Source organism: Blastomonas natatoria (genome assembly GCF_003201955.1).
Taxonomy (GTDB): Bacteria; Pseudomonadota; Alphaproteobacteria; order Sphingomonadales; family Sphingomonadaceae; genus Blastomonas; species Blastomonas natatoria.
Genome location: NZ_QJJM01000001.1, coordinates 179159 through 205115, shown reverse-complemented (window position 1 = coordinate 205115; position 25957 = coordinate 179159). Strand labels below are relative to the sequence as shown.

Genomic DNA, 25957 nt, shown 5'->3' with positions numbered 1-25957 from the left:
GCCAATGGGGCTCTCCTGCGGTTATTGTCTCAGGTCTCTGGCCAGCCTGAGGCCGGTAAATTGCCAGCGCTGATGGGGATAGAAGAAGTTGCGATAACTGGGACGCACGGAACCGCGCGGGGTTGCACAGCTTGACCCGCGCAGCACGAACTGGCCCGACATGAACTTGCCGTTATATTCACCGACCGCGCCCTCGGCGGCCCTGAAGCCGGGATAGGGCCGATAGGCGCTGCCCGTCCATTGCCAGACATTGCCAAACATCGCCGATGCGGCATCGGCGCGCGGGCGTACTGGGCCAGCGCGGTCGAGCTGATTGCCCGAGGCGGGATCATGCGCAGCGGCAATCGCCTCCCATTCCTGCTCGGTCGGCAGCCGCGCGCTGGCCCAGCTCGCATAGGCATCGGCCTCGTAGAGGCTGATATGCGTGACCGGCGCGGCAGGATCGAGTGCTCGCAAGCCATCGAGCCCGAACTGCATCCAGCCGCCATCGTCATCCTGCTGCCAGTAGAGCGGCGCGGTGATGCCTTCCGCCTTCACCCAGGCCCAGCCGTCGGACAGCCAGTGGCGCGGATCACTGTACCCGCCATCAGCGATGAACGCGGCCCATTCGGCATTGTTCACCGGGCGGTTGGCGAGCGCATAGGGGGTGAGCAGCACCGCATGGCGCGGGCCTTCGCAATCGAACGCGAAGCCCTTGCCGGCATGGCCGATCTCGACCTGTCCCGTCGGCCCCTCGATCCATTCAAGCGGCGCAGCCTCGACCGAGCCAAGCGGCACGGCAGGCCAGACCGCCGGGTGCAGCGGGTTCTGCGCGAACAGGTGCAGGATATCGGTCAGCAAGAGCTCCTGGTGCTGCTGCTCATGGTTCAGCCCGAGTTCGACCAGATCGAGCGCATCGTTACTCAAGCCGGGAAGCGCCACCTGTACCGCTGCATCGACATGCGCGCGATAGGCGCGGATGTCATCGAGCGAAGGTCGGGTGAGCATCCCGCGCCTGGGCCGCGCATGGCGCGCGCCCTCGGCCTCGTAATAGCTGTTGAAAAGAAAGGCGTAGTCCGCGTCGAACGGTTCGTAACCAACGACATGATCGCGCAGCACGAAGGTCTCGAAGAACCAGCTGCTATGGGCCAGATGCCATTTCGCGGGCGAGGCATCGTCCATCGACTGGACGGTAGCGTCGGCGTCGGACAGCGGCGCGACGAGATCAAGTGTAAGGGTGCGTACCTGGGTAAAGCGATGGGCGAGGTCGGCTTCTCGAGAAGCTGCGCGTGCGGGAGAGGACGTAGCGCTGGCGATGATCATTATACCCCCTATCCGTCATTCCCGCGAAAGCTGGAATCCCGCTATCCTGTCCGAAGCCGAAAAGCGGGCCCCCGCCTTTGCGGGGGTGACGATTTGTAGTCACCCGTCCAGTGCACGGGTGTGACAACGCCTTATCGCGACGCACCCGGCACCCAGAGCGGGTCGTTGCCATTGTTGATCCGGCGCGCGAGGACGAACAGGAAGTCCGACAGCCGGTTCACATAGATACGCGCCTCAGGGTTGATCGATCCCTCGTGCGATGCCGCCACCAGCGTCCGCTCGGCGCGGCGCGCGATGGCGCGGGCGAGATGCACGGCCGCTGCAGCAGGGCTTCCACCAGGCAGGATAAAGCTTCTGAGGGGCGGCAGAGCATCATTGATTGCATCAATCCGATCCTCGAGCCACTGGACCTGGCTGTGCACGATACGCAGCACCATTTCGGACGGGGTGAAATCCTCGCCCGGCGTCGCGATATCGGCGCCGAGATCGAACAGGTCGTTCTGCACGCGCACCAGATCCGCGGCGAATTCGCTTTCGCCCAGCGCGACAACGGCAAGGCCCAGCGCGCTGTTCAGCTCGTCGATATCGCCGATCGCGGCCATGCGCGCGCTGTGCTTAGCCACGCGCGAGCCATCCACCAGCCCGGACGTGCCGTCGTCACCGGTGCGCGTGTAGATCTTGTTGAGCTTGACCATAATGTGCCCCCGCCGCCCTCAGGGCTTAGCGGTTGACCAGCAGCAGCACGGCGACCGCGGCGATCGCCATCGCCTGATATTTGACGCGCGCGAACATCATCTTGTTCTGCATCTGATGGCTGCGGCCGACCCCGGGGTTTTTGAGGTCTTCCTCGGTCATCTGGATGAAGGCGACAAGGCCACGCACGAGGCTGACCAGAACCATGATTGCCAGAGCGACAATCGCCAGGATGATGATGACGTTCATGGCACGCTATATGAGGGCTCTGCCCAGCAAATGCCAGACGGAAGAACGCCTTTTCGCAAATTTTCCAAGAGGCTCGGGCCGTCCACCCCCTGCTCGCGCAACAGGGCCAGCGCCGCCGCGCCCTCGCTTTTCGCCAGTTTCCGTCCGTCTGCTCCAGCAAGCAGCCGGTGATGGCGATAGAGCGGCACCGGCAGACCGAGCAGCGCCTGGAGCAGCCGGTGGACATGCGTCGCCAGGAAGAGGTCGCGCCCGCGCACGACATGGCTGATCTGCTGGTGCGCATCGTCGAGCGTCACGGCGAGATGATAGCTGGCGGGCGCATCCTTGCGCGCAAGCACAACATCGCCGAACAGCTCGGGCCGCGCCGCCTGCTCGCCCGCAGCCATGTCGTACCAGACGAGCGCGCCGGTTTGTGCTTGCGCTTTGGTTACGTCGAGCCGCCAGGCGTGCGGCTCGTTCGTCATGCGATCGGCGCGCTCCTCGGCGGACAGCGCGCGGCAGGTGCCGGGATAGACCAGCCCCTCGGGCCCCGGCTGCGCGCCTGCCGCCGCGATCTGGCTGCGCGTGCAGAAACAGGGATAGGCAAGGCCCCGCGCCTTCAGCTCCGCCAGCGCCGTGTCATAAGCGGCGAGCCGCGACGACTGGAACAGCACGTCGCCACCCCAGTTCAGGCCGAGCCAGCTGAGATCGGCGAAAATCGCTTCGACCAGTTCGGGCCGGGAGCGCACGCCATCAATGTCCTCGATCCGCAGCAGAAATTCGCCGCCCAGCTGCCGGGCGAGGTCGTGCGCCTGGCACGCCGCATAGGCATGGCCCAGATGCAGCGCGCCATTGGGGCTGGGCGCAAAACGGGTGCGCATCACTGTGCGCAGCCCTCTGCCTGGGGTGCAATGTGCGGACTTATCACCATATATTGTGGAAACGCCCCCTTGACCTTGGCCGCGCGGTCATGCTGATTAACCGTAAATCGAACACATCGAACATTGTCACGGGGCTGTCACGCACTTGGGTCTATAGGAACTTCAGCGGACGAATGGGAGAAGGTTTGAGCCGACCATGTTTCATCCCGACTTGATCGAACGGGCGGTACGCGATCCGCAGCCGGATCTGGCCCGGCATCCCGACAGTTGCCCCGCCCTCGTGTTGAACGCCGATTATACGCCCCTGAGCTATTATCCCTTGAGCCTCTGGCCGTGGCAGACCGCGATCAAGGCGATTTTCCTCGACCGGGTCGATGTGATCGAGACCTATGAGCGCGAGGTGCACTCCCCGACGATCCAGATGAAGATCCCGTCGGTGATCGCGCTCAAGCAATATGTGAAGCCGTCCGAATATCCCGCCTTCACCCGCTTCAACCTGTTCCTGCGCGACCGCTTCCACTGCCAATATTGCGGATCGCCGCACAACCTCACTTTCGATCATGTGGTTCCGCGCCGCCTGGGCGGCAAGACCACCTGGCAGAATGTCGCCACCGCCTGCGCGCCGTGCAACATGCGCAAGGGCGGACGCACGCCGGCGCAAGCGAACATGCGCCTGATGGTCCAGCCGATCCGCCCGACCAGCTGGCAATTGCAGGAACGTGGGAGAGCGTTTCCGCCGAATTACCTGCATGAGAGCTGGCACGACTGGCTGTATTGGGATGTCGAGCTGGAGGCTTGAGGGGGGAGTTAAGGGAGCTGCCAAATTTTGCGTTAGGCAAAAGCGAATTGCTCGGCGGCGCGCAGCTACCAACCGCCTCCCCAATATTCCGCAATGCCACCAGCGGCAAAGCCGATGCCTACGGCCAAAATAAAGCCTGAATATCCTTTGATGGCGCGCCGCATGTAAACGTTGCGCCATTCTGTCTTGCGAAAACCTGTCGCCCACATCGGAAGCCAGTATCGTGTGCCATATGCCCATGCGCCTACCGCCACAATCACTGCAGCGATGAATATGGCCAACATTGCTTGGGCGAGGATGGACATGATAACGATGGTAATTCAATTGCACCCATCCGCAAGCGGGTGTTCTACAGAATAATTGATTTCTCATCAGAGTAGCATGACTGCACCCCACCTCCGCTCAGCCTGAGCCTGTCGAAGGCCCCGCTATACGGCCAACGTGGGCGCGGGTCCTTCGACGACGCGGGCTGAAGCCCGCGGCTCAGGATGAGCGGATGTGGTTAGGCTTGGTGCTGGAAAGCCCTCTCCCCTTTAGGGGGGAGGGTTGGGAGGGGGGCTTGCGCGAACCCTCGGCCCCTCTCAACTGCAGCTAGGCAGACAAGCTGCCAAGCCTTCCTTTCTCTCCCCTCAAGGGGAGAGAGTGAAATCAAGCCACCTTCACCTGCTCGGCCGCCGCGATCACCTCGAGCGGGCGGACGATCAGCGTCACGCGGTCATGGCCCACCGCGACGTTGAGCACGTCGCCTGCGCGCACCGCGACGGGTTCGGGAAAATTGTGCAGCATCTGCAGCCAGCCGCCATCGGTATAGCCGTCGGGATGGTTGTCGAAGCTGATGCCCTCGGCCAGATCGACATGCATCCACTGGACGATGCCGCTGGCGATGCCGTCTTCCAGCACGTTGATCTGCAACAGGTGCAGGTCGCTCTGGTGCTGGGTCCGGGTGAGGTCGATATGCACCAGTTCGACATCGTCGGACAGGCGCTTCCAGTCGGTCATCGTGCCGTGGATCGGCAGCCTGGGCGAGGCGAGCGCGCCGAAGCGCGAGATGTCGAAGCCCGAGACCTGATCGACGAAGACATAATCGGCGAGCACCTGGCTTTCGACCAGACAGCCGATGGCCGAGGCGGCGCGCGGGATGACGATGGCATCGGGCTTGAGCAGCCGCGCATGCGCATCCTCGAACGTGTCGATGACATGCTCGGTGAGCAGATCCGACGAGAGGATTTCGGAGACCAGGATGTCCGCGCGCTCGTCGAGATGCTCGCCGACCTTGAGCTCGGTCGAGGGCGCGGTGTGGACGGTGATGCGGTCCAAATAGCCGTTATCGGCGATGATCTGCCGCGCCATGTCGGCGATGATCGGCACCATCTCGCACGCGGTAACCGATTGCGCCCCGGCGCGTGCGGCCATCATCGAAAGCAGGCCGCTGCCGGTGCCGATGTCGAGCACGCGGGCTTGCGGGCCGGTCTCGGCCAGCGCAGCGATGATCGCCGCCTCGAACGCATCGTTGCGGCGCACGTCGTTGAGCATCGGGATATGCCAGAAGGGCACCATCTCGGCGGAGAGACGGCGGATCTGGTGTTCGATATGGATATTGCCCGGTTGCAGCGCCTGGGCGCGGCGGAACTGGTCGAGCGCCTCGATCTTGCGCCCGGCATCCGACAGCATGACCGCAAGATTGTTGGCCGCGACCGGATTGGCCGGATCGGCAGCGCAGGCCGCCTGCATCGCGGTGATGGCGAGGTCGGCCCGTCCGGTGCGGCTGTAGATCAGCCCCTTTTCATGATGGGCAACCGCATGGTCGGGATCGATCGCAAGCAGCGTGTCCCACAGCTCGAGCGCCTCTTCAGTCGCGCCGCGCAGCCCCAGGATGCCGGCGAGGATCGGGAGGACTTCGGCCGTGCGGTAATCATGGTCGATGACCAGGCGGTAGCGCTCTTCGGCAGCCGCCAGATTGCCCGCTGCCTGGAGTTCCATCGCCTCGTGCAGCAGCGCGCGGGCCAGGGCGATGTCGGGTGCGGTATCGGTCATGCTGTTCCCCCCAATGGGCGTTAACTCAGTTCAACAGACTATTAACGCGAAGGGTTAACAAAGCGTCACCGGTCCCGGATTGGCATATCGGCCCGCCGAACAGGCATTTGACGTTCCGCAAAATGGAACATAATAAGAACATATGTCCCCTGCCCGCGATTCCCTCGAGTCCCTGAAAGCCCATATTGCCGGGCTGGAACGCGCGTGCGCGGGCGAATCCGGCGGCGAACCGGCGGGGATGGCGCGCACCGGGCATGCGGGGGTCGATGCGGCGCTGGGCGGCGGGCTGATGCGCGCGCGGCTGCACGAAATCTTCGCGTTCGAGGCGGACGATGCCGGGTGCGCCACCGGATTTGCAGCGGCGCTGGCGCTCAGACTCGGAGGAACGCTGGTCTGGCTGCGCGAGGGCGAGGCGGAAAGGCGCGGTGGGCAGTTGCACGCGCCGGGGCTGGTCGAGATAGGGCTTTCGCCTGCGCAGGTCATCCTGGGCACGCTGCCCGATGCGCTGGCGGTGCTGCGCGCCGCCGCCGATGTTACCCGCTGCGGCGATGTCGGCGTGGCGGTGGTCGAGCTGTGGCGGAACCCGCGCGCGTTCGATCTGACCGCGAGCCGCAGACTGGCGCTCGCTGCGGAAAGCTCGGGCGTCACCGTGATCGCACTGCGCATCGCCGCCACGCCCGCGCCCAGCGCGGCGCAGACCCGCTGGCAGGTGAGCGCCGCCCCCTCGCTGCCGATGGAAGCCAATGCGCCCGGCTATCCCGCCTGGCGAATAGAACTGTTGCGCCAGCGCGGACGCCCGGCGGGCGGCGCGTGGCGCGTGGAGTGGAACCGTGAACAAGCCTGTCTTGCAGAGGCCCCGCCCGTCGGCGGTGCCGGAACCGGAGGCGCAGCGGCGCTATCTGGCGCTGTTCTTCCCCTTTCTGCCGGTCGACCGGCGCGCACGACCGGGCTGCAACGCACCGGATAGCGCGGGTGATGACAGCGCGCCGCTGGTGCTGGTGGAGAAGGTGCGCGGCGCGATGCGCATCGCCGCGATATGTCCGGAAGCGCATGCCCAGGGCCTGACCCCCGGCATGATGCTGGCCGATGCGCGCGCGCAGGTGCCGCAACTCGGCGTCGAGCCGCACGATCCGCTGGCTGACCTTCAATGGCTGGAGCGGCTGGCCGATCATTGCGACCGCTTCACGCCGCTGGTCGCGACCGACCCGCCCGACATGCTGGTGCTCGACATTACCGGCTGCACGCATCTGTTCGGCGGGGAAGCTGCGCTGGTCGCGGCGGCAGAGGACAGCCTGGCGCGCTTTTCCGACCATGTCCGCAGCGGTTGCGGCGACACGCCCGAGGCAGCGCAGGCGCTTGCCCGGTTCGCGCCGGGATTGAGCTTCGCGCGGCCCGAGGACGGCGATGTCGTGCTACGCCGCCTGCCGGTCGCGGCGCTGCGCATCGAGGAGGAAGTGCAGACCGCGCTGATCCGCGCAGGCCTCAAGACCATCGGAGACCTTGCGATGCGGCCCAGCGCGCCGCTTGCCGCGCGCTTTGGCGAGGATCTGGTGGAGCGATTGGATCGGCTGCTGGGCAGCGCCGACAGCCGCATCGTCCCGCGCCGCAGCCCGCCCGCCCTGCGCTTCGAGACGCGCTTTGCCGAACCGATCGCGCGCACCGAAGCGGCGATGGCGGCGCTCGCCAACCTTGCAGGACAAGCCGCCGAGGCGCTCGAACAGCGCGGCATGGGCGGGCGCCATTTCGCCGCGCGCTTCTATCGCAGCGATGGCCGCACCTTCGATCTGGCCGCCGAGACCAGCCTGCCGATGCGCGACGGCGAGGTGCTGATGCGGCTGCTGCACGAGCGATTGGACGCGCTCAGCGACCCGATCGATCCCGGCTTCGGCTTCGACATGATCCGGCTGATCGTGCCGCGCATCGAGCCGATGGCGCCATCGCAATTGCAGCTGGAAGGCGGCGCAGTCAGCGAAGAGGCGTTTGCCGCGCTGATCGACCGGTTGAGCAGCCGGCTGGGGCGCGGCGCGATCCGCCGCTTCCAGCCGCGCGACACGCACATTCCAGAACAGGCGGCGCTCACTCTGCCCGCAGTCGATCTGCCCGCGCCCGAACCCTGGGCAGCGCCGCAGACGGGCGAGCCGCCGAGCCGCCCGATCCATCTGTTCGACCCGCCCCAGCCGATCGAGGTGATCGCCGAGGTGCCCGACGGGCCGCCGCACCGCTTTCGCTGGAAGCGCCAGCAGCATCATGTCGTGCGCTTCGAGGGGCCCGAGCGGATCGCCGCGCCGTGGTGGAAGCATGCTCCGGGCAAGAGCGGGCTGACGCGCGATTATTACCGCGTGGAAGACGCGCGCGGCCGCCGCTTCTGGATCTTCCGCCACGGCCTGTATGACAGCGAACGGCCCGATCCGCGCTGGTATGTGCACGGGCTATTTGCGTGACGGATGCCCCTGCCCCCTTTGCCGAGCTGGTTTGCGCGACCAACTATTCGTTCCTGCGCGGAGCCTCGCACCCGGCGGACATGGTCGCACGCGCGCTCGAACTGGGGCTGGCCGGGATCGGGATTGCCGATCGCAACAGCGTCGCGGGCGTGGTGCGCGCGCATATGGCGCTGCGCGATGCGCACAAGGCAGCGGCGGAGATCGGCGCAAACCCGCCCGCGCTGCGCCTGCTGGTCGGCGCGCGGCTGGTGTTTGCGGACGAGACCCCCGACATCATCGCCTATCCCGCGACGCGGCACGGCTGGGGGCGGCTGACGCGGCTGCTCACCACCGGCAACCTGCGCGCGGCCAAGGGCGATTGCGTGCTGCACCTGCCCGATCTGCTCGAGTTCATCGACGACCTGCTGCTGATCGTGATGGCATCGCCCGGCGACGCGCCGCTGCTGCACGCGCTGTCAGACGCCGTGCCGGGGCGGGTGTGGATCGGGGCGACCATGCCGCGCCAGGGTGCGGACCGCCGCCGCCTCGCCCGACTGATGAAGCTCGCCGAAGACACCGGCGTGCCGCTGCTCGCCACCAATGACGCGCTTTATGCCGAACCGGCGCAGCGCCCGCTGCACGATGTGCTGACGTGCATCGGCGCGGGCAGGACGATCGCCGAGGCCGGGCGATTGCTCGAGGCCAATGCCGAGCGGCATATCAAGCCGGCGGCGGAAATGGCGCGGCTGTTCGCCGATTGCCCCGATGCGATCAACCAGCCGCTGCGTCTGATGGAACGGGTGAGCTTCACCCTCGACGACTTGCGCTACCAGTACCCGCTCGAACCCGTTCCCGAAGGCTGGGAGCCGCAGGCCTGGCTCGAGCATATGGTGACGCAAGCCGCGCATGAACGTTATGGCGCGGAGCTGCCGCTCAAAGTTCGCGCGCTGCTCGACGAGGAATTCACCCTCATCGCGAAACAGAAATACGCCTGCTATTTTCTCACCGTGCATGACCTCGTGCGCTTCGCCCGCAGCCGCGAGCCGCCGATCTTGTGCCAGGGGCGCGGCTCGGCCGCCAATTCCATCGTCTGCTTCCTGCTCGGCGTCACCTCGGTCGATCCGGTGACCCACGACCTGCTCTTCTCGCGCTTCGTCTCCGAAGAGCGCGCCGAGCCGCCCGATATCGATGTCGATTTCGAGCACGAGCGGCGCGAGGAGGTGATGCAATATATCTATGCCCGTTATGGCCGCCACCGCGCGGGGATTGCCGCGACGGTCATCCATTATCGCCCGCGCAGCGCGGTGCGCGAGGTCGGCAAGGTGCTCGGCTTTTCCGAGGATGTCACCGCGCGGCTTTCGAGCACCATCTGGGGGAGCTTCTCGTCCTCGATGGCGGAGAAGCGTTACGAGGAAGCCGGGTTCGATCCCGACAATCCCGATATCGTGCGCCTGCGCGATCTGGTCGACCAGATTCTGCACTTTCCCCGCCACCTGTCGCAGCATGTCGGCGGGTTCGTGCTGACCGAAGACCGGCTCGACGAGACCGTGCCGATCCACAATGCCGCGATGGAGGACCGCACCTTCATCGAATGGGACAAGGACGATATCGACGCCTTGGGCCTGATGAAGGTCGACGTGCTGGCCTTGGGCATGCTCACCTGCATCCGCAAGGCCTTTGCGCTGATGCGCGAGCATGGTCTGGGCGAGCATGACCTGACCGTCGATCTCGATGCCGACGATCCGCAGGTCTATGACATGCTCTGCCGGGGCGACAGCATCGGCGTGTTCCAGGTGGAAAGCCGCGCGCAGATGAACATGCTGCCGCGCCTTCGCCCGCGCTGCCTGTATGACCTCACCGTGCAGGTCGCGATTGTCCGCCCCGGGCCGATCGAGGGCGACATGGTCCATCCCTATCTGCGCCGCCGTTCCGGGATCGAGCCGGTCGAATACCCCTCGCCTGCGCCGCCGCACGATCCCGATGAGCTCAAGAACCTGCTCGGCCAGACCTATGGCGTGCCGCTGTTCCAGGAACAGGCGATGAAGCTCGCGATCGTCGCGGCGGATTTCACGCCATCGGAGGCCAACCAGCTGCGCCGCGCGATGGCGACATTCCGCAATGTCGGCACGATGCACAATTTCCGCACCAAGCTGGTCGAGGGCATGACCGCGCGCGGCTATGCCGCCGAGTTTGCCGAGCGCTGCTTTCGCCAAATCGAGGGGTTCGGCAGCTATGGCTTTCCCGAAAGCCACGCCCTGTCCTTCGCGCGGCTGGTCTATGTCTCGTCCTGGATCAAGTGCCACCACCCGGCGGTGTTCGCCTGCGCGCTGCTCAATTCGCAGCCCATGGGCTTCTATGCGCCCGCGCAGATCGTGCGCGACGTGCGCGAGCATCAGGTCGAGGTGCGCCCGATCGACATCAACGCCAGCCATTGGGACAATCGGCTGGAGCGCGACCTGCGCGGACGACTGGCGCTGCGGCTGGGCTTTCGCCAGATGGATGGCTTCCGGCAGGCCTGGGCCGAGGCGCTGGTGCAGGCGCGGCGCGCCGCCGGGCGGTTCGTCTCGATCGAGCGGCTGGCCCGGCGTGCCGACCTGCCGAGCGCGGCGCTGCGCCTGCTCGCTGATGCCGATGCGTTCGGGTCGCTCGGCCTCTCGCGGCGACAGGCCTTGTGGGAGGTGCGCCGCACGCCCTCGACCGAGCTGCCGCTGTTCGCCGCGGCACGCGCGCGCGAGCTGGGCGCGGAGCCCGACATGCAGCTGCCGCCAATGCCCGCAGCCGAAGAGGTCGTCACCGATTACCAGGTGCTGCGCCTGTCGCTGAAGGACCATCCGATGGCGTTTTTGCGTGCGCGGCTGCGCGAGGAAGGCGTGCTGAGCTGCGAGGACACGACCAACGCCAAGGCCGGCGCGCGGGTGCGCACCGCCGGCGTCGTCCTCGTCCGCCAGCGCCCCGGCAAGGGCAACGCGATCTTCGTGACGATCGAGGACGACACGGGGATCACCAACGTCGTCCTCTGGGCCCGCCTGTTCGAACGCTACCGCCGCGCGGTGATGGCGAGCCGCCTGATGCAGGTCGAAGGCGTGCTCCAGCGCAGCCCCGAAGGCGTGGTGCATCTGATGGCGAGCCGAGTGGTGGACCGCACGGATTTGCTCGCGACGCTCACCGAGGCGCGGGGGGATGGCGCGCTGACGCCCCCGCTGGCGCGCGCGGACGAGGTGGTGCGGCCAGTGCCGTCACGGCATCCGAGGGATGCGAGAGTGCTGCCCAAGTCGCGGGATTTTCATTGAGGAGGCACCAGAGGCGGTGGAGAATTGACCACGCGAACCGCACAATTCCTAGATTTTGGAGCGTTGAACTGACATCAAGAGGTTTTCATTCGAATAATGGGAAAAGCACCGATTCAAGGATATTCTCAGATTGATCATATCTTTCTTTTGGTTGATGATCCGTACGCAACCTAACGGGAATGAAAATGCCGTTCTACATACGGAAATCAGTGAGCGCCGGTCCATTTCGGTTCAATTTATCGAAAAGTGGAATAGGTGTATCTGCTGGAATAAAGGGGCTCCGCATCGGCACAGGCCCGCGTGGTCATTACATTCATGCAGGCCGAGGCGGCCTCTACTATCGCTCCAGCATTTCGGGCAGGAGTAAAACAAACCACAAAAACAATCCATCATCGATCGGACCTTCGTCGCCAAAAATTCAAACTTATACCGAACAAAGCGTCGAAATGGTGCGGATATCATCTCGAGATGTCATGGAAATGGAAGATGCTCGATTTGCAGAAATCCTGTCCGAACTCAATGCGAAGCAAAATTCGACGTCTATGCGCGCGGTATTGGGCTGGAGCAGCGGAGCCCTTGCAGTCCTTGCCACCATCGTCGGCGGCGGGACCGGATTGATCATCGGGATGATACTTTTCGGCGCTGCGTTCTTTTTTGGTAATTGGTTAGACTCGTTTAAGCGAACATCGGTCCTCATGTATGAATTAGAAGACGAAGCGCGCTTGGCTTATGAAGCTCTAACCTCCTCCTTTGATACGCTGATGGCATGCATAGGGAAATGGCATGTCGATGCTGGTGGGACTGTGCGGGACATCCACGCATGGAAGAGGAATGCTGGGGCCGGCCACATTTTGGACAAACGCCCCACCACCTTCGACTATTCTCTTCCACGAGTGGTCGCGAGCAATATCACGCCGCCAGCCATCCAGAGCGGGAAAGAAACGCTCTATTTTCTCCCCGATTTTTTGCTCGTTGTAGAACGCGATAAAGTCGGAGCAGTGGCTTACGACAGTCTCTCCATCCGCGCTCAGGAATCCCACTTTATCGAAGAGGGTACGGTCCCTTCTGATACCAAGATCATAGCGCATACATGGAAGCATCCAAACAAAAGCGGCGGCCCAGATCGACGCTTTGCGAACAATTTTCAGATTCCAGTTTGTTTATACGAAAGCATTTACCTGACCAGTTCCAATGGCTTGAATGAACTTCTGCAAGTTTCACGGAATGGTGTGACCGCGCCATTTGCACGAGCGATAGCCGCGTTGGCGACAGCCAATGGGTCACGATCGCAGAGCCAAGATTTGCCAACGTTGACGTGATCGATTTGCAATGTCGCCGAACTGATCACGACAGCGGGACGCCGCGTGAATGTTGCCTGATCGGTGAACGGGAAAGGAACCAGAACGACAGCGCCGAAGGCGATATCCGCTGGCTCAGAGAGCATCGTAGACGTCGTCTTCCGGATTGTCCCACACCGCAGCAAAGGTAGGACCGCTCGCAGCGGTGACCATGCGCGACAGCTCGCGCTCAGTATCGGCTGAGGCCGCGTCACGCATCGCGATGAAATCGACGAAATCCTCGACTTCGCTCTGCCGGGCGCGCGAGAGCATGCCGATCTTCTCGATCAGCGCGCGGGGCACGGGTTTTGGCTCAGGGGCAGTTGCCATGGCTGCGATAATGAGGGCAGTCGAACGCCGCATCAACCCTTTATCGGCTTCCGGAGTGCGTCGAGCGCTTGACCAGCCAGACGCCCCACCTTCCCCATTGACCTCGCCTCGCCACCCCCTACCCTCTCCCGCACAACCATGAGGAGAGACCCGCCATGACCACCGCCGCCGCGCCGGAACAGCTCAAGGGTGAGGATTGGGCAGGCGAGCAGGGGCGCAAGTGGCTCAGCCATATTGACCGGTTCGAGGGGATGATCGCGCCTATCGGGGATGCGTTGCTGGCGCATGCGGGCGTTACCCCCGGCGAGCGGGTGATCGATCTGGGGTGCGGCGGGGGGTTGACCTCGCTCGCGCTGGCCGAGGCGGTCGGGCCTGACGGCACGGTGCTGGGGATCGATATTTCGCCCGACCTGATCGCAGAGGCATCGCGGCGCGCCGAGGGGCAGGCGAATGTCCGCTTCCTCTGCGCCGATGCGGCGACGGTAACGCCGGAAGATGCGCCTTATGACCGGCTGGTCTCGCGCTTCGGGTCGATGTTCTTTGCCGATCCCCATGCCGCCTTTGCCAATCTGCATGGCGTGCTAAAGCCCGGCGGGCGGATGGACCTGGCGGTCTGGGGTCCGCCGCGCGACAATCCGTGGATGATGGAGCTGATGGGCGTCGCGCGCGCGCATATCGACATCCCCTCGCCCGACCCGCGCACGCCCGGCCCGTTCGCCTTTGCCGATCTCGACTATGTCCGCGATATCCTGGCGCACGCCGGGTTTTCCGCGCCCGAGGTGGAGACTTATCAGGGCGAACAGGCGATCGGCGGCCCCGGCGCGCTCCCTGAGGATGCGGCGGATTTCGCGCTCGCCAGCATGGCGATCGGCCGCGCGCTCGCCGAAGCCGGGCCGGAGGTGCTGGAGGCCGCGCGCAACGATTTGCTCAGCCTGTTCACGCGCCATTATCGCGACGGCGAAGGCGTGATGATGAAGAACAAGGTGTGGCTGCTCAGCGCGGTGGCGTGAATGGCGCGCCGCACCTCACTCCTGCACGTTCGCGACGTTGTACTTGAACACCTCGTCCTGAGTCAGGCAGCGCCGGGTCGATTGATCGCCGCCGCTGGTCACCGCCTTCTGCTTGTACATGATGTCGGTCAGCAGCTTGCGCGAGACGCCCATGCGGATGAGGAAGTCATTGTCCTCGCTGGCGAGCAGAGCGCTTTCCTGCTCGATATCGCCGATCAGTTCGACTGTGGTCTCGGTGCCCAGCGCCACCGACTGGTCGATCGCGTCACGGTCGCCGGTCATGGTGAACATGTGCACCATGAAATTGCCGCCCGGCTCGACCACGCGCAGCTGGCCGCCCATGAACACGAAATTGCACGCCGAAAAGCAGGTCCAGCCCGCCGGAATGCGCGTCACCAGCCCGGGCGTCGCCCGGATCAGCCGCCCCGCCGCATTGCCCGCGCGCGCGTTGCCGCCGGGCGAGCGCAGCCAGATCTCGCTGATGTCGGGATTGTCGGTCAGCGCCTGTTTCAGCCGGTCGGGCAGCGTCTGATCGACCGGGCCTTCGGCGAGCAGCACCCTGGCATCGCCCTTCCTGACCACCTTCAGCGCCATGATCTTGTTGTTCGACCAGTCCGGCGCTTTCGGGCAGCTGGGATTGGCCGGGTCCATCGGCGCGGGCAACTGGCCGCACAGCAGCGCGACCGCCGCCAGACCCAGCAGCAGTTTATGGGCTGCGCGCATGCAATCAGGCCTGCGCGATTTCATAGCGCGCCGCGCCCGGCTTCTTGCACATGCGCTTGGACACGGTGGTCTCCTCGCCCTCGACGATGATGACATCGTTGACGTTCATGCAGGTCGAACCATCGGCAAGCTGCGTCTTGCCGACCACGGTCGAGCTGCCCGACACATCCTTGCGCTTGTCGCTGGTCCAGGTCGAGGTGCTGCCCACCTCCTCGCCGCGCGTCGCCTCCAGCGTCGCATCGGCGGCCTGCTTCTGCTCTTCGGGTTCCAGCTTGCAGGCGATGGCATCGGTGAGCAGCCCTGCAACCTCGGGCACGGGCAGAAAACTGGCGACACCGGCCCGGCGCGCCATGCCACCCAGCATGCCGCCGATCACCGAGCGGCCGACGGCCTTGCCCGCGCTGTCATCGCATCCGGTTGCGGTCTTGCCGCTGCTGCTGGGGCGCGAGCGGAGCAGGCTGCCGAACTGCGCCTGTGCCGGGATGGGCAGAGCCATCGCCAGTACCGTGGTCCATGCTATCGCCTGCGCGCATGATGTGATGCGTCTGCTTTCCATCGTCAAGCCTCTCCTCCAGGGAACCGCCAACGACCCGTCTGCACGATACCGTAGCGGCAATTCCCGGTCAAACCATGACCAGCATCACAGCCGATACGGGCAGGTCCTACGGCCCGAACAGAAGCTTGCGATAGGACAATCCCGTCAGAAAAGATCATAAATTGCTGCATTTGCCGGATTTTAACCAAAATCTTTCACAAGGCGCCATGCCTGCTCGCCTGTCACCATGGTTTCGTTCGCTGTCGGTCAGTGCGCGCACTGCGTTGAGCCTTGCGGTCGGCTTTACCCTGATGATCGCCGCCACCGCCCTAATCGCCTTCTGGCAGGAACGCGCCCGAGCGATCGACGAATCGCTGACCCGGCTCGATCAGCGCAATGCGAGCGTGGTCGGCGAGCTTCGGCAGCGGATCGACCGCATCGAGCGGACCCAGGCGCGTGCCTTGCAGCTTTTCCGCCAGGAACGCGCCAGTCGAAGCATCGCAGAAGCGCGCCGCGAGTTCGCGGCACTGTATCCGCGCCAGGCCGACGGCAGCCGGCGCAGCACCGATATGATGTTCACCGGCGGCCAGACGGCAATCGGCATGGTGCATGGCATGGGCGCGTTCATCCCGGCTGCCATCGAGCGCGACGATGCGGCGGTGCAGGATATCATCGCCGCCACCCATGCCATTCGCAGGCTCAGCGAAGGCAGCCAGTTCGACCTCGAAAGCCTGTACTATTTCACACCGGCCAATGGCATCGTCATCTTCGCACCGGAACGCGCCGACCGGCTGGAATATTATCGTCGCAAGGCACCTGCCGATTTTGCCTTTCAGGACCGAGAGTTCGCCACGATCTCGACACCCGCTGCCAATCCGGCACGCGCGATGCGCTGCACCGGGCTGCAGTCGCTCATCTCGCTGAAGGATCAGGAAGTCTGGACAACCGGCTGCATGACGCCTGTGGATGTGGGTGGCCGGCACGCAGGAACCTTCGGCACATCCATGCCGTTGGACGAAATTGCCCCGGCAGGGCATTTTGCCGGATCGCCGGATGAACGCGTCATCCTGGTTTCGCGCGAGGGGCGGCTGGTCTATCACCCCGACTATACCCGGCAGAACCGGCAGAGCACCGGCCAGTATATCGACATGACGAGCAGCGAGCGCCCCGATCTGGTCGCCTTGTGGAGCCTGGTGCGCGAGCACGGACGGCAGGGCTATGTCGGCAGGGCAGATGCGCTCGACGCCTTTGTCTCCCTGCATCGCGTGCCGGGCGTGGACTGGTATGCGCTGGCCCTCAAGCCGGAAGCGCAGATTCTGACCCAGGCCTTGCGGCCGATTCCCCGCATTGCGGCCATGGCCGTGATCGCGCTCTCGGGATGCCTCGCCATCGTGGTCCTGGTCCTGCGCCATCTGGTGGCAAGGCCGCTGCGCCGGATGACGCCGGAAGCCGAACGCATCACCCGCGAACTCGTCAGCGATTCGATGCTGCAGCTGCCCGCAGAGGACCGCTCCGGCACCGAGGTCAAACAGCTTGTTTCACGTTTCGAAACGCTGGCCAGCGCGATCCGTACTTCGCATGCCGAGCTTGAGCAGCGCGTTGCCGAACGCACCCGGGCGCTGAACGATGCCAATGAGAAGCTGCGCATTCTTTCGGAGCTCGATCCGCTGACGGGCGTCGCCAATCGCCGCAAGATTCTCGCCGAACTCGAGACACGGCTTGAACGCATGGGGCCCGGCGGTGCGCTGGCGGTGCTGGTGCTCGACATCGACCGGTTCAAATCGATCAACGACCGCTTCGGGCATGTCGCTGGCGATGATGCGCTGCGGGCGCTGGCCAACCGCATCCAGGCGATGTTGCGCCCCGGCGATGCACTGGGCCGGATGGGCGGCGAGGAATTCATGATCATCCTCGATCGTGCGCGTCCGGTAATCGCCGATGCGATAGCCGAGCGGATCCGCGCCGCGATCGCCCGGCAACCCTTCCAGGTGCATGGCAATGTCACGTTGCATATCACGGCAAGTCTGGGCGTTGCACTCTGGTCCCCCAGTGACAGCGCCAAGGCACTTTATGCCAGAGCCGATCGGGCGCTCTATCTGGCCAAGGAATCGGGTCGCAACTGCGCGATCAGCTGCCGCGACGCAGCCTGAGGCTGCACGCCGGTTTCGCTGCCGATGGTGCGGGCGGGGGGACTCGAACCCCCACGGGCAAAGCCCGACGGATTTTCTTACCCGCTACGGCTTTCGCCGCCGCGCCCCGATGGGATCGCGTTCGGGGTCTGGACTATCCCTTCACCGTGCCCCGCCCTGCATCCCGTTTCAGGGAAACGCACGGAGTTTAGGTGCTGCCCGTCTAGTCTCTACACCTTCCCGGCCATGAAGGCCCGGCTTGGCTCGGGATTGCCATTTCAAAGGGTTCCCCGAATTTGAGCAGTTCTACGTCGCGGGTTTCCCCGCGCGCACTCATGTCATCTTCAAGTCCGTTGCGTCTACCATTCCGCCACGCCCGCACGAACGGCTGCGTCTATAGGCCGGGTTTGTTCGGCCCGGCAAGCCTGTTGCTCAAGGCGATCAATCGGCGTTGAGCCTCGCGCGCATTTCCTTGCCCGGCTTGAAATAGGGCACCCGCTTGGCAGGAACATCGACCGCCTCGCCCGTGCGCGGATTGCGCCCCTTGCGCGGCTCGCGCGCCCGGGTGGAAAAGGCGCCAAACCCTCGCAACTCTACCCGCCCACCCTCGGCAAGCCGTGCGATGATATTGTCGAAGAATATATCGAGGATCTTCTCGATCTCGTCCGATCGAAGCCCCGGATTTTCCTGCTCCAGAAGCTGCAGCAGTTCCGATCGTATCATGGCCAATCTCCTGCAATCGATTACACGACGGGATGCCAGAACGCGGCGTCCCTCACACCGCATCCCACAATCAATTGACCAGCCCCCCGACAAGCCAACGCGCCAGCCCCTAAAGGACAACGCAGGTGCAAGTGCCCGATCGCTGTTGCCAGAAATCAAGCACTGAAATGCTGTCAGAAATCGCGATTGGTTTCAACGCTGTTCTTTTGCTGACGGCCTTATTGGCGCCGGAGCGTACAAAAAAGGGCACCGGCTGATAGCCGATGCCCCTTTTTGAAACGTCACCCGCACATGCGCACGGGTGGAACGTTGCGATCAGTCTTCGCGCTGCTTGAGCGCTGCGCCCAGGATGTCGCCCAGCGATGCGCCCGAATCGGACGAACCGTACTGCGCCACGGCCTGCTTTTCTTCGGCCAGCTGGTGTGCCTTGACCGAGAAGGTCGGCTTGCGCGAGCGGTCGAAGCCGGTGACCATCGCATCGAGCTTCTGGCCGACCTGGAAACGGTCGGGACGCTGTTCGTCGCGGTCGCGGCCCAGATCGTTGCGCTTGATGAAGCCGGTGGCACCATCTTCGCCGACCTGGACTTCCAGGCCGCCGTCGCGCACTTCGAGCACGGTGACGGTGACGACTTCGTTCTTGCGCAGGTTCGAGCTGTCCGAACCGCCCACGGCCGGAGCACCCTTTTCGAGCTGCTTCATGCCGAGCGAAATGCGCTCCTTCTCGACATCGACGTCGAGAACGATCGCCTTCACCTGCTCGCCCTTGAGGTGCAGGTTGAGCGCGTCTTCACCCGAAATGCCCCAGGCGATATCCGACATGTGGACCATGCCGTCGACATCGCCATCCAGGCCGATGAACAGACCGAATTCGGTCGCGTTCTTGACTTCGCCTTCGACGACGCTGCCCACCGGGTGCTTGTCTGCGAACGATTCCCAGGGGTTCGACTGTGCCTGCTTGAGGCCCAGCGAGATGCGGCGCTTTTCGGCATCGACTTCCAGAACGATGACATCGACTTCCTGGCTGGTCGAGACGATCTTGCCGGGATGGACGTTCTTCTTGGTCCACGACATTTCCGACACGTGGACCAGGCCTTCAATGCCCGGCTCCAGTTCGACGAACGCACCATATTCGGTGATGTTGGTGACGGCACCCGAGAGCTTCGCGCCGACCGGATACTTGACGCTGGCGCCTTCCCACGGATCGCTTTCGAGCTGCTTCATGCCCAGCGAGATGCGCTGCGTATCCTGGTTGATACGGATGATTTGCACCTTGACGGTCTCGCCGATGGTGATCGCTTCGCTCGGGTGGTTGATGCGCTTGTAGCTGATGTCGGTGACGTGCAGCAGGCCGTCGATGCCGCCCAGGTCAACGAACGCACCGTAATCGGTGATGTTCTTGACGACGCCGTCGATGATCTGGCCTTCGGCGAGCGACTGGATGAGGCCGGTGCGCTGTTCGGCACGGGTTTCTTCCAGAACGGCGCGACGCGAGACGACGATATTGCCGCGGCGACGGTCCATCTTGAGGATCTGGAAGGGCTGCGGGATGTCCATCAGCGGGGTGACGTCGCGCACGGGGCGGATATCGACCTGGCTGCCGGGCAGGAACGCGACGGCGCCGTCCAGATCGACGGTGAAGCCGCCCTTGACGCGGCCGAAAATCACGCCTTCGACGCGCTTGCCTTCGCCGAATTCATTTTCCAGCTTGTCCCATGCGGCTTCGCGGCGCGCGCGGTCGCGCGACAGCATCGCTTCGCCATCGGCATTCTCGATCCGGTCGACATAGACTTCGACTTCGTCACCGACCTTCAGGCCATGGTCCTGACCGGGGGCGGCGAACTCGCGCAGCGCCACGCGGCCTTCCGACTTCAGACCGACGTCGATGACGGCCTTGTCGTTTTCGATTGCAGTGACCGTGCCCTTGACGACGCGGCCTTCGAATCCGCCGTCAACGGCAGCAGCGCCGCCCAGCGATTCGTCGAGAAGTGCCGCAAAATCATCGCGGCTGGGAAATGCCGTAGAGGCCATAAATCCAACGTTCCTTAACACAGTTTTGTCCGGCCAGCCGGTTGTCTCCGGCGGTCTTGGCTGAACCTGCCCTCCGGGCCGAATGCCGCAGAAAGCGCCCGAAAAGCGCATGTTTGCGTGTGCCAGCAGCAGATGTGCGAAAAGCGCGAACGCTCGCCCGGACCGCTTGCGGCGCGTGCGATGTTCACGATGATCGAAACATCTAAGGTCGGGCGGATATGCCGCCTTCTGTCCTGCTGTTCACCAGCTCTATGGCCCTTTGAACGGCCTGCCCTATAGTCAAATCGCTGGTATCTAGCAAGAGCGCGTCATCGGCGGGCTTGAGCGGCGCGACCGCACGGCCGGAATCGCGCGCATCGCGGGCGGCAAGGTCCGCCGCGATCTCTTCCAGCGTCACCTGCTCGCCCCGGCTCAGCATCTCGTGATAGCGACGCGCCGCACGCGCAGCGACGCTGGCGGTGACGAACAGCTTGGCTTTGGCCTCGGGTGCAATCACGGTGCCAATGTCGCGCCCGTCGAGCACCGCGCCGCCCGGTTGAGAGGCGAACGCACGCTGGCGCTCAAGCAGTGCTGCACGCACCGCAGGGTGGCGCGAGGCGCGGCTGGCGAGCCCGCCAGCCATCTCGCTGCGCAGATGCTCGTCGCCCAGCAGCGCGTCGTCGAAGGCGCAACCGGCGAGCGCCTCATCAGGATTGTCGGGATCGCCCCCCAGCCGGACCGCCATCACGCCGACCGCGCGATAGAGTAGCCCGGTATCGAGATGCGGCAGGCCGAAATGCCTGGCCAGCGCCCTGGCGATCGTGCCCTTGCCGCTGGCCGTCGGGCCATCCACTGCAATGATCATGGTCGCTTGCTCATCTCTGCTGCCGCCTGCTGCTTTGCGAGGGCGCTCAGAAAGCCCTGCTCCATGGCAGTATTGAACCGCTGCAGCTCTGACGGATCGACAAACGCATCCCTCTCGCCTGCCAGCTGTCGGGCGCGCTTGGCGTGGAGATCGAAGAATATGTCGTGGTTGGCCAGAAATACATCCGCCTGCATGCCGCGCACCTTGGCAAAGCTGGCGCGGTAGTTATCGGCCATGCCCGGATAGGCGGGAGGCACCAGCGACTGGCCACCGAGCGACGCGCTGCAATGCAGGAAGACCTTGCGCGGCGCCCCACTGGAATCGCGTGCCATGAGGCTCCAGGAGGTGCAGCCCGGCGAGTGTCCGGGGGTCAGATGGGCGGTCAGCGTCGTCCCACCCAGCGTGATCGTATCGCCATCGCCGACGGTGCGATCCACCCGCACCGGGGGAAATGGCGCATCCCTGGTCGGACCGTGATCGACACGCCCTGCTTCCAGATAGGGCTTGTCTGCAACGCTCGAGACCATCACCGCACCGCTCGCGCGCTTCAATCCGGCCAAACCTGCAGCATGGTCATAATGGCCATGAGTGTTAAGCAGATATTTCACGTCTGCAGGATCGAACCCGAGGGCGCGGATATTCTCGAGGATCTGCGGCACAGATTGCGCCAGCGCACCATCGATGAGCACATGCCCCTCGGGCGTGGTCACCAGGAATACGCCAAGCCCGTAAGTGCCGACATAATGCACATTGTCGATGATCGTGAACGGCGCGAGCCGTTCGTTCCAGCGCATGGCGATCCCGGTCTCGTCGATCGGCTGGCGCTCGGCCTTCGCGATCTGCGCATCGCTTGCCAGCGGCGCCCCGGGCGCGCTGATCGACGCACAACCTGCGAGCGGCAAGGCCGCCAGAAACGCGAGGGCCAGCCGACCGATCACAGCCCCGCCCCCCGCACTTGGTCAAGCAGGGCCAGAAAGTCGGGGAAGCTTGTGGCGATCGGACGAGTGTCGTCCACCTCGACGCCAGAGGTGCTGACCAGCCCGGCAACCGCAAAGCTCATCGCGATACGGTGATCGAGCAACGTGGCCACAGGTCCGCCGCCGGGGAGCATCGCACCGCCACTGCCGGTGATGACGAGGCCATCCTCACGCTCCTCGACCACGACGCCGATCGCCTCCAGCCCGCGCGCCATGGTCGCCAGGCGATCCGATTCCTTGACGCGCAGCTCGTCGAGCCCGCTGGTGACGGTCGTGCCTTGAGCCATCGCCGCAGCGATGAAGAACACGGGAAACTCGTCGACCATGCTCGGCACGATCGCCGGATCGACGGCAATGCCCTTGAGCGCGCTGGCCCGCACGCGCAGGTCCGCGACCGGTTCGCCGCCGACGGTGCGTTCGTTCAACCTCTCGATCTGCCCGCCCATCTGTTCCAGCACGGTGACGATCCCGGAACGGGTAACGTTCATGCCGACATTCTCGATTACAAGGTCCGATCCGGGCACGATGAGCGCGGCTACAATGAAGAACGCGGCGGACGAGGGATCGCCCGGCACGATGATATCCTGCGCCCTGAGGTCACAGGGGCCGGTGATAGAGATATGCCGCACCCCGTCCGGATCGGTCTCGACTGTGAGCGGCGCGCCGAACCCTGCGAGCATCCTTTCGCTATGGTCGCGCGTCGGAATCGGCTCGATCACCGTTGTCGTACCCGGCGTGTTGAGTGCGGCCAGCAGGATCGCCGACTTCACCTGGGCCGAAGCAACAGGAAGCCGGTAGGTGATTGGCACCGCCGGTTGCAGGCCGCGCACCATCAGCGGCAGCGTGCCGCCGGGGCTGGCGCCAAACTCCGCGCCCATTTCGCCGAGCGGATCGGTGACGCGCGCCATCGGCCGGCGGCTCAAGGATGCATCGCCGGTGAACATCGCGGTGATCGGGTGGCTGGCGACCAGCCCCATCAGCAGGCGGGTCGAGGTGCCGCTATTGCCCATGTCGAGCGCCTGTTCCGGCTGCATCAGCCCGCCGACGCCGACACCGTGCACGGTCCACACGCCATCGTCGCCACGCTTGATCGTCGCGCCCATCGCCCGCATCGCAGCCGCGGTGGCGAGAACGTCCTCGCCCTCGAGCAGGCCGGAGATGCGGCTCTCGCCCACGCACAGCGCCGACAGCATCAGGGCGCGGTGCGAAATCGACTTGTCACCGGGAACGCGGATCGCGCCCCTCAGCGCGGAAGCGGCGGAAAAGCGGCGCGGGCGCGCGGCCTCGTCTGCATGATGGGCCATGATGGTCAGTGCATATCCGTTTGGGCAAGGCTGCCGGGGGAGTAAAAGCGACGCAGCTTTTGACAGCGGCACAAAGCTATGGCAAGGCGCACGCCAATTTTCCGGCCGGTGGCGTGCGCGCCGCCTTGCGGAAGCGTGCAACCTTCTCCACATCGATCACCCGATTGAGCTGAAACCGAGGCATTTTTCATGATCAAGCCTGAATGGGGCGCCAAGCACAGCTGCCCGAAATGCGGCACCCGCTTTTACGACCTTGGCAAGGACGACCCCGTATCCTGCATCAACTGCGGCAACAGCTGGACGCCCGAGCCGGTGCTGAAGTCCAAGCAGCCGCTGCCCTTCGAGGAAGAGAAGAAGAAGGTCATCGAGAAGGAGGATGTCGATCTGGCCGATGAGGATCTGGACATCGACGAGGACGGCGATTCGCCCGACAACGATGTCGACCTTGGCGGAGACGACGATCTGGGCGTCGCTGCGGCCGACGACGACGACGAGGAAAGCTGAGCCTTTCCGAACCGGATACGAAATATGAGCAGGGGGCAAAATTGCCCCTTGCCACCTCCGGATCGCTCGACTAAAGGGCGGTCCTTCCCGACGCCGGGGCCTCAAATCGGCCCTGTCAGTCGACCATGATGGGGCCTTAGCTCAGCTGGGAGAGCGCTACACTGGCAGTGTAGAGGTCAGCGGTTCGATCCCGCTAGGCTCCACCATTTTTCCTCGACAGCGCAAGTTATCTGGCGTCAGACTTGGCGGCGACGGTGCCCGTCGCTGCGCCGTGCTGGAGGACCATCCATGAGCACGATCCTGATAGCAGGCGCGACCGGTCTTGTGGGGCGCATTACGCTTTCCCTGGCGCTGCACGACCCGCGCGTGGCGCAGGTGATTGCCCCCACTCGCTCGGCACTTGCGCCGCATTCGAAGCTCGTCAACCCGATCGTCGATTATGAGGCGCTGCCTGCAGATGCCGATTGGTGGCGCTGCGACATGGTGATCTGCGCGCTTGGCACGACGCGGGCCAAGGCGGGTTCGGCTGAAGCTTTCCACCGGATCGATCACGATTATCCGCTGATGATCGCGACGCACGCGCGCGCCCATGGTGCCCGGGCGTTTGCGCTGGTCTCGGCCATCGGCGCGGATGCCGGCTCGCGTCTGCTGTACAATCGGACCAAGGGAGAGGTCGAAGCCAGTATCGGAGCGCTCGATTATCCGAGCTACACAGTCGTGCGGCCCGGCCTGATAGGCGGCCAGCGGCAGGAGTTTCGCGCGATGGAGCGGCTGTCGGATGCAGTCCTGACACTGTTGGGTCCGGTGCTGCCGCGCGCCTGGCGGATCAGTCCGGCCGAGAACATTGCCAGTGCGCTGATCGAGGCTGCGGTGACGGCAGCCCCAGGCCGTCACATCGTTTCTGCCGCCGCGCTGGCCTGAGGCAGACCGCTGTCGGCGGTGCAGTGCAACTTCCGTTCGTGGGCACCAACCGGGCTGCGCTGTCGGAATTCCCATCCGCCCGCCCCACATCATGTCCAGGATCAACCATATATTCACCTTTCTTCACGAGGATGAAACGCTGCTTCCGGCGGAGATCAGTCCATGGCTTCAAATACCCCGTGCAGCGGGTGCCGTGAGGGCGCAGAATTCGCTCTGCCCATCACCATGGCCTTCCAGCCGATCATTGATGCCCGCACCGGCAACGTCTTTGCGCATGAGGCGCTGGTGCGCGGATCCAAGGGTGAAGGCGCAGACCAGGTGCTGGGCCATGTGTCCGACGAAAGCCGCTATGTTTTCGACCAGCAGTGCCGCGTCAAGGCGATTGAACTGGCTGCCTCGCTGGGATTTGCCGAAAGTGGCACGAACCTGTCGATCAATTTCCTTCCCAATGCCGTCTACGAGCCGCGCGCCTGCATCCGCCTGACCCTGACGACGGCGATGAAACACGCCTTTCCGCTCAACCGCATCATCTTCGAGTTTACCGAGACGGAAAAGCTGGACACCAACCATCTGCTCAACATCCTGCGGTCGTATCGCGCGATGGGCTTCAAGACCGCGATCGACGATTTCGGTTCAGGCTATGCCGGCCTTGGTCTGCTCGCCAAGTTCCAGCCGGATATCGTCAAGATCGACATGGACCTGATCCGGAACATCGATACCGACCGCGCGCGACGCAGCATCCTCAAGGGCACGCTCGACATCATGGCCGACCTGGGCGTCGAGGTCGTTTGCGAGGGGATCGAGACACTGGGCGAATATCAGGCTCTGGCTGACATGGGCGTCGGCCTGATGCAGGGATATCTGTTTGCCAGGCCAGCTCTTGCTGCGGTCTCGCCTGTCAACTGGCCCGAAGACACGCAACCTTCGCTGCGCGCCGCCTGCTGA

Annotated in this window: 25 protein-coding genes and 1 tRNA gene; 12 read left to right on the top strand and 14 right to left on the bottom strand. The window is 64.4% G+C overall.

From position 1 onward, the window contains the following. Positions 1 to 21: 21 nt before the first annotated feature. The 4 genes from egtB to gluQRS all read right to left on the bottom strand — a co-directional run bounded on the left by egtB (position 22) and on the right by gluQRS (position 3104). Entirely contained in the window at positions 22 to 1302 is a 1281-nt protein-coding gene (gene egtB / locus C7451_RS01055; protein WP_110297121.1) for an ergothioneine biosynthesis protein EgtB, read from the bottom strand. A gap of 131 nt (positions 1303 to 1433) precedes the next feature. Beyond that, on the bottom strand, positions 1434 to 1997 hold the full coding sequence (locus tag C7451_RS01050; RefSeq protein WP_110297120.1) for a cob(I)yrinic acid a,c-diamide adenosyltransferase: 564 nt from the start codon (positions 1995 to 1997) through the stop codon (positions 1434 to 1436). 25 nt (positions 1998 to 2022) lie between these two features. Further along, entirely contained in the window at positions 2023 to 2244 is a 222-nt protein-coding gene (locus tag C7451_RS01045; RefSeq protein ID WP_060977271.1) for a hypothetical protein, read from the bottom strand. Then, positions 2241 to 3104, bottom strand: coding sequence for a tRNA glutamyl-Q(34) synthetase GluQRS (gene gluQRS, locus C7451_RS01040; protein WP_110297119.1), 864 nt, complete (start codon positions 3102 to 3104; stop codon positions 2241 to 2243). Before gluQRS ends, C7451_RS01045 begins: the two co-directional genes overlap by 4 nt. A gap of 196 nt (positions 3105 to 3300) precedes the next feature. Here gluQRS and C7451_RS01035 point away from each other — a divergent pair, with 196 nt between their 5' ends. Beyond that, positions 3301 to 3903: an HNH endonuclease gene (locus C7451_RS01035; protein ID WP_110297118.1), complete on the top strand. Its 603-nt coding sequence runs from the start codon at positions 3301 to 3303 to the stop codon at positions 3901 to 3903. Positions 3904 to 3968: 65 nt separating this feature from the next. Here the strand turns inward: C7451_RS01035 and C7451_RS01030 are convergent, their stop codons facing one another. Further along, a complete protein-coding gene (locus C7451_RS01030) occupies positions 3969 to 4208 on the bottom strand; it encodes a hypothetical protein (protein ID WP_146215264.1) in 240 nt (79 codons plus the stop codon). A 343-nt stretch (positions 4209 to 4551) separates the two neighbouring features. Continuing rightward, positions 4552 to 5937, bottom strand: coding sequence for a protein arginine N-methyltransferase (locus tag C7451_RS01025; RefSeq protein ID WP_110297116.1), 1386 nt, complete (start codon positions 5935 to 5937; stop codon positions 4552 to 4554). A gap of 142 nt (positions 5938 to 6079) precedes the next feature. Between C7451_RS01025 and C7451_RS01020 the strand changes: the two genes are divergently transcribed. The 4 genes from C7451_RS01020 (at position 6080) to C7451_RS01005 (ending at position 12966) form a co-directional block, all read left to right on the top strand. Continuing rightward, on the top strand, positions 6080 to 6904 hold the full coding sequence (locus C7451_RS01020) for an ImuA family protein (protein WP_110297115.1): 825 nt from the start codon (positions 6080 to 6082) through the stop codon (positions 6902 to 6904). After that, positions 6807 to 8378, top strand: coding sequence for a Y-family DNA polymerase (locus tag C7451_RS01015; protein WP_110297114.1), 1572 nt, complete (start codon positions 6807 to 6809; stop codon positions 8376 to 8378). Before C7451_RS01020 ends, C7451_RS01015 begins: the two co-directional genes overlap by 98 nt. Continuing rightward, entirely contained in the window at positions 8375 to 11647 is a 3273-nt protein-coding gene (locus C7451_RS01010; protein WP_244181472.1) for an error-prone DNA polymerase, read from the top strand. Before C7451_RS01015 ends, C7451_RS01010 begins: the two co-directional genes overlap by 4 nt. A gap of 179 nt (positions 11648 to 11826) precedes the next feature. Continuing rightward, on the top strand, positions 11827 to 12966 hold the full coding sequence (locus tag C7451_RS01005; protein ID WP_110297112.1) for a DUF4236 domain-containing protein: 1140 nt from the start codon (positions 11827 to 11829) through the stop codon (positions 12964 to 12966). Between the two features lie 114 nt (positions 12967 to 13080). On the opposite strand, the gene C7451_RS01000 is transcribed toward C7451_RS01005, so the two are convergent. After that, complete coding sequence (locus tag C7451_RS01000) at positions 13081 to 13314, bottom strand: toxin-antitoxin system, antitoxin component, Xre family protein (RefSeq protein WP_110297111.1); 234 nt, start codon at positions 13312 to 13314, stop codon at positions 13081 to 13083. A 155-nt stretch (positions 13315 to 13469) separates the two neighbouring features. Here C7451_RS01000 and C7451_RS00995 point away from each other — a divergent pair, with 155 nt between their 5' ends. After that, entirely contained in the window at positions 13470 to 14324 is an 855-nt protein-coding gene (locus tag C7451_RS00995; protein ID WP_110297110.1) for a class I SAM-dependent methyltransferase, read from the top strand. 15 nt (positions 14325 to 14339) lie between these two features. Here the strand turns inward: C7451_RS00995 and C7451_RS00990 are convergent, their stop codons facing one another. Both C7451_RS00990 and C7451_RS00985 read right to left on the bottom strand, forming a co-directional pair. Continuing rightward, the gene (locus C7451_RS00990; protein ID WP_244181470.1) at positions 14340 to 15047 is read right to left on the bottom strand and encodes a COG3904 family protein; all 708 of its coding nucleotides are present in this window, start codon (positions 15045 to 15047) and stop codon (positions 14340 to 14342) included. Between the two features lie 4 nt (positions 15048 to 15051). Then, positions 15052 to 15603 (bottom strand): hypothetical protein, encoded by a 552-nt coding sequence (locus C7451_RS00985; RefSeq protein WP_110297109.1) that lies wholly within the window; start codon positions 15601 to 15603, stop codon positions 15052 to 15054. A gap of 206 nt (positions 15604 to 15809) precedes the next feature. On the opposite strand from C7451_RS00985, the gene C7451_RS00980 reads away from it, so the two are divergent. Next, positions 15810 to 17732 carry a GGDEF domain-containing protein gene (locus tag C7451_RS00980; protein ID WP_110297108.1) on the top strand — a complete coding sequence of 641 codons (1923 nt, stop codon included), beginning with the start codon at positions 15810 to 15812 and terminating at the stop codon, positions 17730 to 17732. 420 nt (positions 17733 to 18152) lie between these two features. Here the strand turns inward: C7451_RS00980 and C7451_RS00970 are convergent, their stop codons facing one another. The 5 genes from C7451_RS00970 to aroA form a co-directional block, all read right to left on the bottom strand. Then, complete coding sequence (locus tag C7451_RS00970) at positions 18153 to 18434, bottom strand: integration host factor subunit beta (RefSeq protein WP_110297107.1); 282 nt, start codon at positions 18432 to 18434, stop codon at positions 18153 to 18155. Between the two features lie 315 nt (positions 18435 to 18749). Then, the gene (rpsA, locus tag C7451_RS00965) at positions 18750 to 20462 is read right to left on the bottom strand and encodes a 30S ribosomal protein S1 (RefSeq protein ID WP_110297106.1); all 1713 of its coding nucleotides are present in this window, start codon (positions 20460 to 20462) and stop codon (positions 18750 to 18752) included. Positions 20463 to 20664: 202 nt separating this feature from the next. Continuing rightward, positions 20665 to 21306, bottom strand: coding sequence for a (d)CMP kinase (locus C7451_RS00960; protein WP_110297105.1), 642 nt, complete (start codon positions 21304 to 21306; stop codon positions 20665 to 20667). After that, the gene (gene bla, locus C7451_RS00955; RefSeq protein WP_208625110.1) at positions 21303 to 22244 is read right to left on the bottom strand and encodes a subclass B3 metallo-beta-lactamase; all 942 of its coding nucleotides are present in this window, start codon (positions 22242 to 22244) and stop codon (positions 21303 to 21305) included. Before bla ends, C7451_RS00960 begins: the two co-directional genes overlap by 4 nt. Further along, complete coding sequence (aroA, locus tag C7451_RS00950) at positions 22241 to 23587, bottom strand: 3-phosphoshikimate 1-carboxyvinyltransferase (protein WP_110297104.1); 1347 nt, start codon at positions 23585 to 23587, stop codon at positions 22241 to 22243. Before aroA ends, bla begins: the two co-directional genes overlap by 4 nt. A gap of 8 nt (positions 23588 to 23595) precedes the next feature. On the opposite strand from aroA, the gene C7451_RS19885 reads away from it, so the two are divergent. The 5 genes from C7451_RS19885 (at position 23596) to C7451_RS00930 (ending at position 25957) form a co-directional block, all read left to right on the top strand. Then, complete coding sequence (locus C7451_RS19885) at positions 23596 to 23760, top strand: hypothetical protein (RefSeq protein WP_167398385.1); 165 nt, start codon at positions 23596 to 23598, stop codon at positions 23758 to 23760. A 16-nt stretch (positions 23761 to 23776) separates the two neighbouring features. Next, the gene (locus C7451_RS00945) at positions 23777 to 24091 is read left to right on the top strand and encodes a TIGR02300 family protein (protein ID WP_110297103.1); all 315 of its coding nucleotides are present in this window, start codon (positions 23777 to 23779) and stop codon (positions 24089 to 24091) included. Positions 24092 to 24221: 130 nt separating this feature from the next. Further along, positions 24222 to 24297 (top strand) — tRNA-Ala (locus C7451_RS00940). 82 nt (positions 24298 to 24379) lie between these two features. Beyond that, entirely contained in the window at positions 24380 to 25012 is a 633-nt protein-coding gene (locus C7451_RS00935) for a Rossmann-fold NAD(P)-binding domain-containing protein (protein ID WP_110297102.1), read from the top strand. Positions 25013 to 25174: 162 nt separating this feature from the next. Continuing rightward, a complete protein-coding gene (locus tag C7451_RS00930; protein ID WP_110297101.1) occupies positions 25175 to 25957 on the top strand; it encodes an EAL domain-containing protein in 783 nt (260 codons plus the stop codon).